Origin of the sequence: Streptomyces sp. MJM8645 (assembly GCF_001625365.1) — a bacterium.
GTDB lineage: Bacteria > Actinomycetota > Actinomycetes > Streptomycetales > Streptomycetaceae > Kitasatospora.
Genome location: NZ_LJJF01000001.1, coordinates 1,267,388 through 1,282,130 on the forward strand (window position 1 = coordinate 1,267,388; position 14,743 = coordinate 1,282,130).

The 14,743-nt window shown below is 70.5% G+C and carries 12 protein-coding genes; 1 reads left to right on the forward strand and 11 read right to left on the reverse strand.

Features of this window, described 5'->3' with window-relative positions; genetic code table 11:
• Positions 1 to 103 precede the first annotated feature (103 nt).
• Genes A6F73_RS05095 through A6F73_RS43910 form a run of 3 tightly spaced genes read right to left on the reverse strand, consistent with a single transcriptional unit; the run spans position 104 to position 7,361 of the window.
• A complete protein-coding gene (locus A6F73_RS05095; protein WP_063346661.1) occupies positions 104 to 2,872 on the reverse strand; it encodes an RNaseH domain-containing protein in 2,769 nt (922 codons plus the stop codon).
• Positions 2,869 to 6,183, reverse strand: coding sequence for a hypothetical protein (locus A6F73_RS05100; RefSeq protein WP_063346662.1), 3,315 nt, complete (start codon positions 6,181 to 6,183; stop codon positions 2,869 to 2,871). Before A6F73_RS05100 ends, A6F73_RS05095 begins: the two co-directional genes overlap by 4 nt.
• Positions 6,180 to 7,361 (reverse strand): hypothetical protein, encoded by a 1,182-nt coding sequence (locus tag A6F73_RS43910; RefSeq protein ID WP_159398366.1) that lies wholly within the window; start codon positions 7,359 to 7,361, stop codon positions 6,180 to 6,182. The genes A6F73_RS05100 and A6F73_RS43910 overlap by 4 nt, the downstream gene beginning before the upstream one ends.
• Positions 7,362 to 7,412: 51 nt before the next feature.
• On the opposite strand from A6F73_RS43910, the gene A6F73_RS39070 reads away from it, so the two are divergent.
• Positions 7,413 to 7,907: a putative phosphothreonine lyase domain-containg protein gene (locus tag A6F73_RS39070; protein WP_079135447.1), complete on the forward strand. Its 495-nt coding sequence runs from the start codon at positions 7,413 to 7,415 to the stop codon at positions 7,905 to 7,907.
• A 220-nt stretch (positions 7,908 to 8,127) separates the two neighbouring features.
• On the opposite strand, the gene A6F73_RS05115 is transcribed toward A6F73_RS39070, so the two are convergent.
• From A6F73_RS05115 to A6F73_RS05150, 8 genes are all read right to left on the reverse strand, one after another.
• The gene (locus A6F73_RS05115; RefSeq protein ID WP_063346664.1) at positions 8,128 to 8,526 is read right to left on the reverse strand and encodes a hypothetical protein; all 399 of its coding nucleotides are present in this window, start codon (positions 8,524 to 8,526) and stop codon (positions 8,128 to 8,130) included.
• A 94-nt stretch (positions 8,527 to 8,620) separates the two neighbouring features.
• Positions 8,621 to 10,357: a hypothetical protein gene (locus tag A6F73_RS05120; RefSeq protein ID WP_063346665.1), complete on the reverse strand. Its 1,737-nt coding sequence runs from the start codon at positions 10,355 to 10,357 to the stop codon at positions 8,621 to 8,623.
• The gene (locus A6F73_RS39075; protein WP_244293298.1) at positions 10,354 to 10,779 is read right to left on the reverse strand and encodes a MobC family plasmid mobilization relaxosome protein; all 426 of its coding nucleotides are present in this window, start codon (positions 10,777 to 10,779) and stop codon (positions 10,354 to 10,356) included. The genes A6F73_RS05120 and A6F73_RS39075 overlap by 4 nt, the downstream gene beginning before the upstream one ends.
• Before the next feature lie 179 nt (positions 10,780 to 10,958).
• On the reverse strand, positions 10,959 to 11,183 hold the full coding sequence (locus tag A6F73_RS05130) for a hypothetical protein (RefSeq protein WP_063346666.1): 225 nt from the start codon (positions 11,181 to 11,183) through the stop codon (positions 10,959 to 10,961).
• An 83-nt stretch (positions 11,184 to 11,266) separates the two neighbouring features.
• Entirely contained in the window at positions 11,267 to 12,307 is a 1,041-nt protein-coding gene (locus tag A6F73_RS05135) for a DUF2637 domain-containing protein (RefSeq protein ID WP_063346667.1), read from the reverse strand.
• Positions 12,304 to 12,876, reverse strand: coding sequence for a WhiB family transcriptional regulator (locus A6F73_RS05140; RefSeq protein ID WP_063346668.1), 573 nt, complete (start codon positions 12,874 to 12,876; stop codon positions 12,304 to 12,306). The genes A6F73_RS05135 and A6F73_RS05140 overlap by 4 nt, the downstream gene beginning before the upstream one ends.
• A 110-nt stretch (positions 12,877 to 12,986) precedes the next feature.
• Positions 12,987 to 13,694: an ATP-binding protein gene (locus A6F73_RS05145; RefSeq protein WP_063346669.1), complete on the reverse strand. Its 708-nt coding sequence runs from the start codon at positions 13,692 to 13,694 to the stop codon at positions 12,987 to 12,989.
• Positions 13,694 to 14,743, reverse strand: a complete 1,050-nt coding sequence (locus tag A6F73_RS05150; RefSeq protein ID WP_063346670.1) for a hypothetical protein — start codon at positions 14,741 to 14,743, stop codon at positions 13,694 to 13,696. The genes A6F73_RS05145 and A6F73_RS05150 overlap by 1 nt, the downstream gene beginning before the upstream one ends.

Consider the following 14,743-nt stretch of genomic DNA (forward strand, 5'->3'; position numbering starts at 1 on the left):
CCGCCACCGGTGGCGGTCCTTCTCGCTTCCCGACCTAAGACATCGGCCGAGAGTACCTATTCCGGAATGTTGTATTCCTTCCGCGCTCTCGTTGGTCGGTGCCTCAGTCCTCGGTATCTGACTCTGCGTCGACGGTCCGTCTGTACTCCCAGTGGTCCTCGTCCATCTGGATGCCGAGGTGGATGGGTGCTGGGTAGCGGGTCCGGTAGTTCCAGTGCAGGGCGTGGTCGCACAAGCGGGCGGCTGCCACGGCGTAGGTGACGGGGTTGTGGCCGTCGGGGAGGTGGAGGACGCTGATCTCCGTGGCGGTGTGGCTGTACCAGGTCTCGGCCTGTTCCTCCGCCGAGGTGCTGACCCAGCGGGTGTACTTCTCCCCGGCGCGGGCGTGGCGGGAGCCTCCCTTGTACTGCTCGGGCACGTTGCACAGGATGAAGTTGTGGGTGGTGCCGTTCATTCGGAAGATGCCGGTGGAGAGCTTGCGCTCTTGGAATTCGGTGTCCCCCTCGTCTGTAATCACCAGCCGTTCGATGATGGCGGGTGTCGCGATGTGGTCGTTACCTGTGGTGACGCGGAGAACGGCGCGGGGGCGCTGGTCGATGGGGAGGGTGAAGCCCGGCAGGGCAGGGCGCTTGTCGAGAGTGCCGTCGAGTTCGGGTGTGCGGCCGTGGTGGCGGTTGGCCAGTAGTGGCCAGATGCTGCGGGCCTGGTCGCCGGAAATGTAGACGTTGTAGCCGGTGGCGGCGTGGGCGAAGAGGCCGAGTTCCCACAGTGCCCTGTCGATGGAGCGGGGAAGTTGCGCGTCCCTGCGGCGGCCCTCGGGTAGGCGGCGCGCGCGGTGGCGGGTGTTGGCGGTGGCGTAGTCGAGCCAGAGGCCGCCTGGGGAGTCCGCGTTCGGCAGGTAGGCGAGGGACTGCCACAGTCCGTCGGGACCAGGCACGAGTGCGACGAGGGTCCAGATGAGGCGCGGCTGCTCGGTAGCGGGGCCACGGCGGTCGCCGAGCTGTTGGCGCAGGTGCAGGCCGACGTGCACGAGAGGTTCCTTGATCCCGTTGGGGCCGAAGGTCAGGGCGTCGGTCAGGCGGGGGTGGATCAGGCCGGCGGAGCGGTGGAGGTCAGCGATGGCCATGTGGCCGCAGTGGTCGCCTTCGAGTTCGCGCCCGAGCCGGTCGAGATCGGTGGTGATCTCGCGTTCCTTCTTGCGGGGGTTGCGCCGTCCGGGCTTGTGGGGGGTGAGGAACTGGGTGAGGACTCCGAGGCTGGCTAGTTCGCGGACGGCGTGGGGCTTGGCGTCGAGCTCGTAGGGGTCGAGGACCGTGGAGTCGGTCTTGCGGGATTCGCGGCGCTGGCGGCCCCATGCCTTGGCGTCGTACTCGGTCTCGCACAGGGCGAGCAGCCTGGTGCCTTCGGGGGCATCGAGTCCTTGGAGTTGTCGGGCCAGGGTGGGGCGCTGCTTGTGGTGGTCACCGTGTCGGAGGAGGTCGTCTGCGGGTTGCAGGAACGCCTCGACGTGGTCGTTCAGCGGTACCGGCGTTCCCTCGGGCATGCCGGTGGCGGCGAGGTCGGGGCGGTTGTAGTGGTAGGCGAGCAGGCGCTGCATGCGGGTGCGCTCGTCCTGGTGGCGGTAGAGGACGAGGATCCGCAGTCGCTCGCGGCCGGCGGTGAGGAGGATCTCGCCCAGGCGGGGGTCGTCGAGCAGGACGCTGTCGCGGCCTTGGTCGGTGCTGCGGCGGCTGCCGAAGGCGCGCCCGGCAACCTGTTCGGCTTGCAGCAGTGGTTGACCCAGGGCGGCGCTGGCGTAGCGGGCGAGTTCGCGTCTGGAGTGCATGCCGTCGCCCTTGCCGATGGAGTACGTGCCGGAGAAGGGGATGAGGGCGCGCAGGTCGCCGGGTGGGCCGGTGAGGTCGCAGGCGCTGGGGGCGAGGAAGTCGGTTTCGCCGGCGGCGCGCGGGAAGACGTCTTCGCCGTGCAGGCGGGTCCAGGCGTCCAGGGCGAGGCGTGTGGTGTGATCGACGTGGGTGTGGTCGCGGCGGCCGCCGAAGGCGAGCTTGAGCAGGGGGCCGTCTGCGGCGCGGGGGGCGAACCAGCCGGTGCGGGCGCTGCGGAGGGTGTTGCTCAGGCGCGAGACGACCGGCTCGATGGCGGCAACCGGAACGTTCAGCCCGGGGTAGGACTTGGCGGCCACCTTCAATCGAAGGGTCGCGCAGTGGGTGCGGGTCTTCCACTCTGGGGCTTCCTCGCCAGGGCTGTCGGTGTCCTTGTCGCCGTATGCGGCGCCCCAGGTGTTCGTCCACAGCAGGTCGGTGTCCCAGACCAGGAGGTTGCCGTCCAGGTCGACGCGGAAGCGGACGGTCTTGCCGTCGATCTGCCAGGGCTCGGCGGCGAGCTTGCTGGCGACGGCCCAGCTGGCCGCCCTCCACGCCCAGCCTGGGGCGTCGATGCAGCCGTTGGTGGGGGTGAAGTGCCCCCACAGCGAGGTCTCTTCGGGGGCGGTGCCGGCGATCAGGTCGGCGATCTCGCTCTGGTAGGCGAAGGAGAAGCGGTCGCGTTCGGTCTGCAGGAGTGCCTGTTCCCACAGGACGATCGCGTCGTGGAGGTCGTCGCGGTCGATGGGGCGGCTGGTGGCCAGGTACTTCGGCGGGTGTTCCTTGCTCTGGGGGTACAGGGCCGCGCAGGTGTAGCCGGTGGCACGAAGGACGGTGAGCAGGCCCGCGTAGGGCAGGTTTCCCTTGGAGCCGGTGATTCCGCGGTACATCTGTCGAAGGGCCGGCCATGCTTTGTCGATCTTGTCGGGCAGCGGGTGGAGGTAGGTGGTTCCGAGGAGGTTCTCGTCGGTGTGGGGGGCAAGCAGGGACAGCCGGGTTTGGGTACTCATCGGGGTCTTTCGTATTCGGCCGTGGTGGCGCGGGGCAGGGGGACGTGGACCAGGTGGGGTTGGTCGGTGGAGTGGGCGAGGTCGAGCCAGGCGGTGAGGGTGGAGCCGTAGGTGCGGCGCAGTTGGTACTGCTGGTGCTTGGTGAGTTGGTCGTAGTAGGCGCGTAGCAGGGAGGGGTAGTCGGTGCCGAAGTGGGTGGCGAAGAAGGCGTTGTCGACGAGGTAGAGCTGTACGGGGGTGCCTCCGCGGCGGGCGCGCCCGGCGAGCTGGATCATGTCGACGAGAATCCCGGCGAGGACTTCGATCTTCAGGAACTTGGGGAGGCGGGAGAGCATCGGGCTGGCGCTGAGGAGTTGGTACAGGCGTTTGTGGGCGGCTCGGCTCTGCAGGGTGAGCATGTGGGCTGGGTCGGGGCCTGCGTGGCCGGCGGCGATGCCGGTGGCGCCGATGCTGGCGTACATCGCTGTCGGGGAGTGGAGGTCGGCGGGGGGCCGGGTGGCGACCCAGACCGAGGCGAGGGCGGAGCGGTCGGTGCCGGGGACGAGGATGTTCAGGGCGCGGGCGACCAGGCGCATCGGTGCGCAGATCACCTTGACGTTGGGGTGGGTGAAGGGGAGGTCTTCGAGCTGGTCGACGGTGATCATGACCACTCCCTGGGGCGGGGCGACCCCGCCGGGAGATGTGTTCTTCTTTTTGACCACCACGGCGATCCAGGAGGGATCGGGGATCACGGAGGCGATGCCGGCAGCGAGGACCATGGCCTGGCTGTAGGCGTTGGAGACCACCATCGCGCGGGCCCGGTCGCGTTCGTGGTTCTCCAGATACCTCAGGTGTTCGGAGAGGCGGTCCGTCCACAGACGGGCGCCGAGGTCGCGCAGCCGGGCGGGCTTGCTGGCCTGGTCCTGGCCGCCGATGGCGATGGGGTTCCAACCGTTGGGGGTGTCGGAGACGTTGCCGGGCCGGGCGGTGACCGACCCGGGTGTCGCGTCGGTCATCACGTAAGCGGGCAGCGTGTGCAGGTGCTCCTTGGCAGCGCCGGGGAAGTACGCGGTCGCGGACAAGGCCAAGACGCTGCGCTCCACGCCGGCGGCGGCCAGGGCGATGGTTCCACCGAGTTGGACGGTGCTCGTGTGAGGGTCGCCGCTGAGGGCCTGCACGGACAGGCGGCCTCCGCCGTACTGGTCTTTCTCGACCTTGAAACCGATCAGCTGGTAGCCCAGCGGCCCGAAAGGCAGTGCAGGATTGCGGTTGAAGGTCCCCAGGGCCTTGGCGAGGTCCCGGCCTGCTGTCATCTGCTCGCGGCGTCCCATGCCGGCCAGGACGGCCTTGAGGTGGCGCAGGGATTGACGAAGGCTGCCAAGCCAGGCACGCACCAGCAGGGCGTTGGTGATCTCGCGGCGTTCGTGCTCGGGGACGCCAAGTTTGCCCAGTGCCTTGTCGATTTGAGTCTTCACCAGGGGCAGGGCGTCGTGGCTTTCGTCGCGGCTGACGGCCTTCTCCAGCAGCGCGGCCAGGTCAGCGTAGCGGGGCGGAGGAGGGTTCCTCTTCTTTTTCTTCCGGTCGGGAAAGATCTTGCGGAAGTCGCGGTAGACATCGGGGTCGATCGGCTGGGTGATGTCCACGTGCAGCAACTTGTCGAGCAGCCACCGGTCCCACGCTCCGGGCACGTGCCAGCCGGAGTTCAGCCGGTCGTCGTCACCGTGCTCGGCGGGATCCAGCCACAAGTCGCCTTCCAGAACGTAGTTGAGGAACTGCTCGCCCAGGCTGCGGGCCTTGAACAGGACGGGGACCAGGCGCCGGTCGCTGGCCGCGTCCAGGACCTCGCGCTGCCGGTCGACCTCCACCAGCAGCGACGATCTGTGGGCTCCCCGGCTGGCCAGGGTGAACTCGTCCGCGCCCATCTCGCACCAGCTCTGCTGCATCCGGTCGGCTTCGTCAACCAGCAGCACCTGGCACCGGCGCATCACAAACTCCAGGAGACTGATGCGGTCCAGCACGCCCTTGTCCGTCTTCACCGGCACCGGCACCGACCCGCCCAGCAGGTTGTGATGGTTGGTGACGATCACGTCCGCGTCCACGGCCTCGCGGATCAACGCGTACTTGCCGCACACGCCCAATCGCGGGCAGGCGTGCGCAGGGCCCGGTCCCTCACGGTCGTCCGCGGCATCGGCCGGCCTCAGCGACAGGCACGGCTCAGCGCCGCGCCGCACCGGTTCCCCGTCCGTGAGCCACGTCGACAGGTCACAGCCGTAGGCCAGTTCCTCGAACCGCTGCTCACGGCCCTGGACCAAGGCCCGCCCGGCCTGCTCGGCCAGCCGGTAGCCGGAGACCAGCGGCACGACCTTCAGCGTGGGGTGGGCGAGGGCGAACTCGGCGGCGGTCTTGCGCACGAGGTCGTCGTCTTGCCCGATCTGTTCGTCGAGGGCATGCCGAGTGAGTTCGCCCTCGGCCTCGCGCATGTGCTCGGTGTTGCTCAGGCTCTCGTGGATCTGGCCGACGACGACCACGACCGGCCCGGCCCGGTTCTGGGCCAGCAGGGGCGCCGCAGCCCTGAGCAGGACGGTCTTCCCCACTCCGGTCGGCGCGTTGACGACCGTGACCTTGCCTGCGGGCATCCTCAGCCGGGTGACCTTGCGGTCATCCAGGTCCAGCAGCCGTCCGAAGAAGCGGCCCATCAATCCGGGCTTCCAGCTGTGGCGCGCGTCCGCGGCCGCCTGCCGGCCCACCGCCCGGAGCATCCGGCGGCGCGAGAGGACGACCTCGCCTCGGTACGGGGCAGTGCGTACCCGCAGTGGAGTGACTCCGTCCTCGCCCTCCCCATCCGGGATCGTGACGACGGAGTCCTTGCCGAAGGCCCACATTCCGGTGGTGGCCACGGGCTGCGGACCGCGGCTGCGGTAGTAGATCTCCTCCGCCTCGCGCAGCAGGCCCCTCGCGAGCTTCAGCGGTTGCTGCGCGTGGGCGACGAGCAGGTACTTCGCCTTGCTCGGCTCAGTGCCCTCCGGCATCCGGTACAGGCTGTCCGGCTGGCAAGCCCACCAGCACGCGAGCTGATGGAATTCCTTCCGGTCGGCCAGCTCCGGGGGCCGCACGTGCCAGTAGTCGCCGGCGATCTCCCGCACCCAGCGAGGAAGTTGAGGCCAGCGATCCCACAGGTCGGTGCGCGCGGCGGCGAAGACGTGTGCTTGGTCCAGCGGGACAATCCGCCGCCCCTTGGGGTCGACGAACCCGAAGTACTCGTCCGCCAGCGCCAGCGGAATGGCCAGCGCAAGCTTCCGCAACGCCCACTCGTCCTCGGCCTGGTCCCTCACTGCACACCCCTGGCAGCCCGCTTGATCTGCTCGACGAGGCGGGTGAGCGTGAGCACCTTTGTTCTCCGCCCGGTCAGCCGAGCCTTGAGATACGCCACCTCGTGAGCCTGGTGGTCCGGAACGACGATGAAGAGCGTGTAGGGCTTCGGCTCGCGTTCCAGCAGCGCCTTGGCGAGAGCGGCGGCCGACGCCCAGTCCTTGGCGTCCACCCGCCATGTACGGACCGGCCGTCCCGGCACCGCGACCGTGATCCTCAAGTCGTACTCGTCGGGACGCAGTTCGCCCGGCCACATCTCCACCCGTACGTGGGCCTGGTCTTTCAGCCGGTCACGCAGTTCGATCTCCAGCAGAGTGGGCAGCACCCCGTAGCGCCACACCGGACGGCTGAGCGCCAGATGATCCACGCTGGCGGGAAAACCAACTACCGGCTCCGACGCCCTGCCCGTTCCCACCAGGACCGGCGCCACCCCGCGCCCGCCCCGTTCCAGGGACAGGCGGTAGTGCACCCCCCTAGCTCGATGCGCCTCACAGCGAACCTCGACCTCCTGGCCGGTCTCCACCACCCGCATCGGCCAACGGCACTTCGGGCACGGATACCACCAGCCCTCCAACTGACACCACGGCCAGTCGCTGACCGACTCGAAGAAGTCGAAACGCATCCACAACCGATCCCACCGCTTGCGCAACACCCGCAGCGGCCCGGCCGGGCACTCCGCCAGAAGGGCCCGCGCCTGCCGGTACTCCTCCGGTTCCAGCCGGCGCATCACCTCGAACAGACGCCGCTCCTCCTGCTCCGCCCTCACCCGCGCCCAGGGCCAATGACGGTCCAGCGCCACCTGCGGAACAAGGTGCTCCCGGCACAGGTCCTCCAGCGCATCACGGACCAATCCGGCACCGTCCAACAGCCTCAACTCACCGAAGCGGTCATCAACGTCACCAGGAGGCGGTAGGAGCGGGGCGAGCGGGCCGCGTAGGCCCAGGCGGAACTCGTTCATCCCCAACTGCACTGCCCGACCAGGCGTGTGGGCAGCGCGCAGTGCGGCGAGGCAATCCATCAGTATGTCTGCCCGCCGTACTGTCTCCAGCCCGGCGTCCGTCTCAGCCGCTACTGCCAGGCAGCAGGCGGTCAATGCCTGCTCCCGGCGAATCCGCACATCATCACGTTCCGTCAGCGCCACACACGCAAAGATGGCCTACGAACAAGAAGCTCTGCGGCATAGGCTGCATTCGTGTACACACACATCACTCGCGCAGCCCATCGGCGCCCCCAAGTCCGCCCTTCGGCCATCACTGGTGACCCGTGGCTCTGGGCCACCGCCGGCGGCGAAGCCCTTCCGGGCGACAAGCCATCCACGACACCATACGGAAAGTGGCTCTGGTTCCTGCCAGTTCGCGCGCTCGACGCCGGCTGGCGACTGGTCGAAAATGCTGTACATGAAGACAAGTTGGGGCCAATCGCCAAGGTCGCAACGCTCGGAAATCCCTTCGACGGAGACCCCACCCGCCGACCTGTGATCGTCTTCACCGAAGACTGCAACGACGAAGAGGACATCCGTCGAGTGCTGGTTGCACTGCGAGACCTTGGCGTCAGCGACGCGCTCGCCTACAAGACGGACGAAGCCACCAGACTCGGCGAGTACGGCGGCAGGGTCAGCACCTACACCAGCCCCGCAGGTACCACCAAGCTCGTTTGCCGAACCCCGCGCTACGCTGCGCCTGCCTGATCCATCATGAACCAATCCAGCACCGAGCTTCAGGGCCCGGGACGCCCAGGACCGGTACGGCATATCCGCGTTGTATCCGATGCAACATCGTTGCGTCGGGGACGGCCGCCCAGGTCGGGGCACCGAACGGGGAACCAGTCTCGACTAATTCCCCGGAGAGCCACGGCTCAGGGCCGTGTGCAGCGCACGCGAGATGTTGCACCGGATGCAACACCGCTCGTTAATCCAGGTAGATGCCGGCGAAAGTGCCGTCGAAGCCGAGGGCCACCCGCGCGGCATCGGTGGTGGCGTGGCGGGTCCAGGTCGGGTTGGCGATCATCGCGTCGAAGTCCTTGCGGGTGATCTCCGGCTCCAGCCACTCGTTTCCGCAGCGGCAACGGACCCACACGTTGCGGCGGTGGTTGAGCAGCAGCCAGTCCCGGCGGGCGCGGCAGGCGGAGCACGTCACCGGAATGCCGCGCAGCGCGAGTTCGGCCGGGTGCACAAGACCGCGGACGGCCTCCGGGCCGCTGGGGGTCTGGGTCTCGTACTCCAGCTGCAGGAGCGGGTCGGAGGCGACCGGGACTGGGGTGGTGATCGGGGCCGGGGCGGTGGTGGTGTGCTCGGTGGTTCTGGTCACGGGCTCTCCATTCGTGGTGCTCGGGTACTTGCGTAACACCTGGTGGAACCGGGTGTCGAGGGGTTTCGGGAGGGCCGCTCGGCGGGTTGCTGGTTCAGCGGCGTGGTGTCGGGCGGCGCTGGTCTGCCGCCGTCGGCTGGGGCGGTGTTGGCTGCGCGGTGCGAGTGTGTTCCGGCCCGGTCCGGGCCTGGGTACCGGCGGCCGTGCGGGGGCGCTCGGGGTTGGCGGGCAGGTCGGCGAGGCGGCGGATGCGCCAGACGAGAACGTCGGCGGTGTCGCGGGCGGTTTCCAGCTCCCGCCGGTCGACAGCCTTCTCAAGGAGGGCCTTGGGGTCGTGGCCGGCCGTCTCGGCTTCCGCGAGGACGGCGGCCAGAGCGTCGTGCTCGCGGGCTGGGCCCCTCGGGTTCTCGGCAGAGCCGAGGACGGTGCGGATGGTGGCGTCGTGGCGCAGGCGCTCGCCCTCCGGGAGGGCGCGGCCGATCTCGCGCATCGTTCGCATGGGGGTGGCTGCGGCCTGCCGGTAGGCGGCGCGCAGGTGGTCGGTGGCCTGGCGGGAGGCGGCGGCCTGCTGGGCGTGGCCCCGGGCGGAGTGCCAGCGGGCGGCAGCCAGGGTGACCAGGACGAGGGTGGACAGGACCATAGCAGTGGCACCGCCGTCCTCTCCACGTCCGAGGGCGCTGCCGGCCTGGACGATTCCGCGGGCGGCCGAGCGCAGGGCACGGATATCGGCGTTCTCGGCGCGGACGTGGCTGCGGGTGGCGCGTTCGAAGGCTCGGGCGGCGTCTCGCAGTTCGGCGCGGGTGGCGGCCGGGGAGGTCTGGGCGAGGGCGTCGAGGATCTCACCGGCGCCGACGAGCTGGGCGGCGGCTTCGTCGTCGTCCTGGTGGAGAACGGCGGCGGCGCGCTCGGCGGGGCCGGCGGCGTCCCGGCGGCGGCGCGCGGGAGCGGAGCGGGCAGTGCGGGCCGGGTGGTTGTCCAGCTTCGGGGTGGCGGGTGCGGCGTCGAGGCGGAGGCGGATTCGGGGCAGGGAGAGGTCGGGGGCGAGCTTGGACCCGGGGAACCAGATGGGCTCGCCGGCGCGGTTTCGGTCGCCGGGTAGGGCGACGTTGTAGCCGATGAGGTCGCCGGACGGCAGATGGCGGAGCTTCACCCGCAGGCCGGCCTCGCGCAGCCGGGTGAAGAACTCCTCCTCGTTGTCGGCTCCGGCGAGGGCTTGGCGGACGGCTTCGCGCAGGGTTTCGCGCGGGGGCTCGGTGCGGCCGGTGCGTTCGGCCTTGAAGTGCTCCTGGCTGGTGGGGTTTTGGGCGGCGGTGCCGTCGCCGGGGTTGAGCTGGCGCAGGCCGTACTCCTTCTCGATGAGGCGTGCTTCGGCCTGGGCTTTGCGCTTGTCGTAGCTGAGGGCGGCCAGGCGGCCGTCCTGGCGGACGAGGGTGGCGGCGATGTGGATGTGGTCGGGGGCGTGGCGGACGGCGACCCAGCGGCAGGCGGTGGTGTCGCCTTCGGGGGCGATGCCGGTGGCGTGGACGATGCGCCGGGCGATGGTGGCCCACTCGGCGTCGTCGAGGTGCCGGTCACCGGGGGCGGTACGCAGTGAGCAGTGCCAGATCTTGTTGGCCGGTGCCTGCTTGCCGAGGGCTTTGACGGGCTGGTCGAGCTGGTTGGCGAGCTTGGCGACCTGGTGGCGCTGCGGGTTGGGGCCCGGGTCGGGTGCGAAGTTGTTCCATGAGGCGACGAGGTGCTGGTCGGTGTGCTCTTCGTGCTTGCCGGGGCCGAAGAGGTAGTCGATGAGGGGGAAGGCGCGGTCGGTGCCGGTGCGGATCTTGGGGATCACCGGCGGATGAGCCAGTCGACGGCGTCGTCGACCGCGTCGATGGAGGCTTGGACGCGGGCCAGGAGCTGGTGCAACTCGGTGCCTGGCTGGCTGCCGGCGTTCACGTAGTGGGCGAGCTGGTTGAGGTTGTTGCCCACGGCGCCGAGCTGGCGGTTGGACTCCATGAGTTCCTGGATGCCGCGACGGTAGTCAGCGACGGCGGCGCTGGGGTCGGTGCTGGCGGCGGCGGCCACGGCGGCGGCAGCGGCGTAGCCGCCAGGGGCGAGTTCGGCTCGGGCGGCGGCGCGCTGAAGGAGGGCCCACTCGGGGTCGCTGAATCGGGGGCAGATGCGGTTGGTGCGCGGCACGCTCTGGCGAAGGCGTCGGCGCGGGGCGGTGCGGACGGCGGTCGGCTGCTGCTCGTCCTCCTCCTTGGTCGGCACCCCTGGGCCGACTCCCCGGTCGTCGGCAGGCCCCCCTGGGTCTGCCGACGACCGGGGTGCCTGCGCCCCCTTCGGGGCGGGGGCGGGGTAAGGACTCCTTACCCCACAACTTGCTCCGCCAGGAGCCTCGTTGGGGTCACGCTTCGGTCCCTGCGTGGTGCCGTCCTGGGCGGAGTTGGTCATCGGCTGGCCTCGCTGTCGCGCTGGTGGATGTCGAGGAGGAGGTCCTCGATGAAGTCGAGGGCGAGGACGGGGTGGTGGAGGGTCCAGGGGCGGGAGTGTCGGCCGCGTTGGACGCTTCGGGTGCCGTCCGGGCCGGTTTCGACGTGGTGGAGGTGGCCGCGCTGGGTGAGGACGGCGAGCCAGGAGTCCGCCTCGGCCCAGGTGGCGGGGGTGGTGCGCATGGTGGGCTGCTCCCGTTCGGCGGTGGTTCGGGCGGGTGAGCGCCGGGGTGACCCGGTCGGTCACCCCGGCGCTCGGGTGTCGGTCAGTTCCGGTCGGCGGTGACCGCCTCGGGCTGGGGCCGGAGCTGGGCCATCAGCTCGGTCAGCGTGGCGCTGGACAGGGGGATCCTCTGACCGCGGATCGCCTCGGCGACCACCTTGCGGGTCAGCTTGTCCTCCTTGCTGACCGCCTGCCGTGCGATCTTCAGCAGGTCCTCGGTGTCCAGGTCAGGGCGGGGGTCACTGTCCCGGTCAGTGACCGGCGCTGCGGTGACCGGGGTCGTGACCGGCTGACCGGTGGCCTCGGTGCGGCTGACCGGCGGGGCGGTGACCGGCGGCCGGTCAGCCGGTCGGTCAGTGACCGGCCGGACCGGGTTCGGGTGACCGCGCAGGTCAGAGGGCTTGGTCAGGCTGACCGCATCGGCCGGGGTCAGCCGCGGCTTCGGTGTCGGGGCGGTGACCGGGCGGCTGACCGACTGACCGGGAGCGGGGCGACCGGCGCTGTCCTGGCTGGCGGTCAGCGCCGCCAACCGCTCGGTCAGCGCAACCTCCTCGGCGGTGACCGGCGCGGGGTCAGGGGTGACCTGACCCCGGTCGGCCGGGGCCGGTCGGTCAACGTGACCGTCCCGGTCAGCGGGATTGACCGGTCCGCGGGCGATGAGGATGTAGAGGTGGACGGCTCCGGCCAGGGCGAGCGGGGCGATGGTGGACAGCACCGCGACCACCGTGTCGCCCAGCCGCAGCCCACCGGCTGCGGAGTAGAGATCGTTGAGCCGGACGGCGTGCAGCGCGTTGGCCCACAGGCTCGCCCCGGTGGCCGCGCCGAAGAGCATCCACACGTAAGCGCGGGCCCTCAGCGGTGCGGTGCGCAGGACCAGCAGGGCGCGCACCCCGTAGGCGATGAAACCGTCGATCACGAAGGGGAATGCGAAGGTGAGCGGGCCCCTCACGTGGATGGCCACGGCCATCTGCTGCAGCGCGTCGTACGAGAGCGCGCAGCCCGCGCCGCCGAGGGCGATGACGACGGCCCGGTCCCAGCCGGTGACGTGCGCGGAGTGCGGGGCGGTCGCGGTGGTGGTGCTCATGCGGCCGTCCCGAAGGCGTCTCGGACCAGCTGCTCGGTGCCGCCGGCGCCGTGGGCGGTCGAGGCGGTGCGGGCGGCCTTTTCAGCGATCTGCCGGTGGCGGATCGCGCGGCGGGTCTCGCGGTAGAGCTTGAGGGCGTGCTCGGGGGTGATCTTGAGGAGCCAGGCGAGGCGTTCGACGGGGACGTCCTGGCGGTATCCGGCGAGGACGACGGCGCGGCGCTCGGCCTTGCTGAGGTGGATGTCGCGTCCGGTGAGGGTCGCGTTGACGCGGCTGTAGTCGAGGCGGTCGTTGATCTTGGCGTGCAGGGGTTCGCGTTCCTCCTCGGTGAGGCCGCCCCGGATGCCGTGGGTGTCGCCGGTTTCGAGGGCGGCGTCCAGGCAGGCGCGGGCGACAGGGCACTGGGCGCACAGGGCCTTGGCGGTGGTGATCCTGTCGGCGTCCTCCGGCCCGGGGAAGAAGGTCTCCGGGTCGACGGGGGTGTACTCGGTCGGGGTGCAGACGGCCTGGTCCTGCCAGGTCTGGTCGCCGAGGGCGCGGTGGCGGGCGGGACGGGTCGTGGTGGTCATGCGGGGTTGCTCCGATCGCTCTCCGCGCGCGAGGTCGGCGTCGGCGGAGAGGGCGCTGGGTCGGTGAAGGTCGGGCGGCTCGCCGTGGGGCGGCCGGGCGCGGCGGCGGCTCAGGCGGCGCGCTGGAGGCGTCTGTGGTCGACCGGCTCGAAGCTGACCCGGGTGGTCATCTGGGCGAGCCGGGAGGTGACGCGGTCACCGAGGCAGGTGCGGAGGTCCTTGATCGGCAGGTTGCTGGTGATCAGGGTCGGGAGCATGTGGTTGTAGCGGCGGTTGATCAGCCGGTAGGTCTGCTCTTCGACGAACTCGGAGCTCTTGGCGGCGCCGAGGTCGTCGAGGATCAGCAGCGGCACCCGGCTGTAGGCGGCGAGGACCCGCTCGGCGTCGGTGTCCGGGCCGGGGCGGAGTTCGGCGTAGAGATCGGCGGCGGTGGTGGCGCGCCAGCGCACGCCGATGCCGGCCTGGACAAGGGCGCGGACGGCGCCGTACGCCTCGTGGGTCTTGCCCGCGCCGACGACTCCGGCCATCAGCAGGCTGGGGCCGGTGGTGACCTGGCGGCGTGCGCCGAGGCTCGGGGCGGCGGCCTGGGTGGTGACCTGCCGGACCCAGGCCAGGACCTGCGGGTTCGTGGCGACCGCGTCGCGGTAGCGCGGCGGCAGCCCGGCCGATAGTGCCTCCTCCGCCGAGTACGGCTGCGGCTCGTCCAGGAGGGCGTCGACCGCGTGCTGGTCGATGCCCCGGGCGGCGAGGATGCGGGCTATCCGGTCGAGCACCGAGGGGGCGTCGGCGAGGGTCTGCGGGTCGCGGTGGGTGCGCATCACAGCTCCTCGGCGTAGGCGGCGACGGCGTCGACCGGGTTGGTCCACGCCTGGTGAGCGGGCACGTTAGGCCGGATTCCCGGCCGGGCCAAACCGGCGCCTCGTGCGTTCATGGCGTCGTTGACCAGGCTCGGCAGCCGGGAGGGGTGGCCCTGGATCTCGGCGAAGCGCCGCAGCCCGGTGCGGACGTGCTCGGCGGCGATGCCCTCGTCCAGCAGGGTCTTGACGACCTTGCCGAGGTGGCCGATCACGCTGCCCGGCGGGCGCTCGGCGCAGGCGGCGACGTACTCGCCGATCAGCTGGCCGGCCGAGGCGGTGTCCGCGTCGGGCGCCTGGCGCCCCGTAGGGAAAGAAGATCCAGGATCCAAGATCCTAGATCCAGGCGCCGAGGGCTCCGGGAGGCTTCGGCGAACCTTCGGGGAGGTTTCGCCGAATGCCGTCTGACCTGCGGTTTTCTGGGGAGCCGGAACCGGCTTGCGGTTGGCGTCGACCGCCCGGTCCGCCGCTTCGGCGGCGGGGGGAGCCGTCTGCGTGGCGGGCACCGGGAAGGGCTCGTTCGGCTGCGGGATCGCTATAGGAGTGTTCGCCGAGGATTCGGCGAACACTCGGGGAGCGCTCGTGGCGTCTGCGGCTTCGGTCCCCGGGGTGTCGGCGAGGGCGGCCCGCTGGATGCAGGGGCCCTTGCAGACGCCGCATCGCTCCGGCTCGCAGTGCGGGCACGCGGGCAGCCGGGACAGGCTCGGCTTGTCGATCTTCTGGTGGTTACGCCAGGTCGGGTAGTGGAAGTACCGGCGGCCGTCGCAGCCGGTGTAGCGGCAGATCGCGCCGACTGCGGCGAGCTGCTGAAGGTGCTCCTCGACGTCGGCCCGACCGATCTCCTCACGCATCGGCCAGATCAGGCCGTAGACGATCGCGGCGTTGTCACGGTGGCGTCCGTGGTCGTCGGCGTGGTTGGTCATGCCCAGGAAGGTCACCATCGCCGGGATGGACACCTCGGCCAGCGTCTCGGAAACCCAGGTCTCCGGCTTGACCGATCGAATGCGCGCCAT

Coding starts and splice junctions, on each gene's coding strand:
- A6F73_RS05095 (WP_063346661.1), bottom strand. CDS start 2,872: ATGAGTACCCAAACCCGGCTGTCCCTGCTTGCCCCCCACACCGACGAG.
- A6F73_RS05130 (WP_063346666.1), bottom strand. CDS start 11,183: ATGCGCACCACCCCCGCCACCTGGGCCGAGGCGGACTCCTGGCTCGCC.
- A6F73_RS05135 (WP_063346667.1), bottom strand. CDS start 12,307: ATGAGCACCACCACCGCGACCGCCCCGCACTCCGCGCACGTCACCGGC.
- A6F73_RS05140 (WP_063346668.1), bottom strand. CDS start 12,876: ATGACCACCACGACCCGTCCCGCCCGCCACCGCGCCCTCGGCGACCAG.
- A6F73_RS05145 (WP_063346669.1), bottom strand. CDS start 13,694: ATGCGCACCCACCGCGACCCGCAGACCCTCGCCGACGCCCCCTCGGTG.
- A6F73_RS05150 (WP_063346670.1), bottom strand. CDS start 14,743: ATGGCGCGCATTCGATCGGTCAAGCCGGAGACCTGGGTTTCCGAGACG.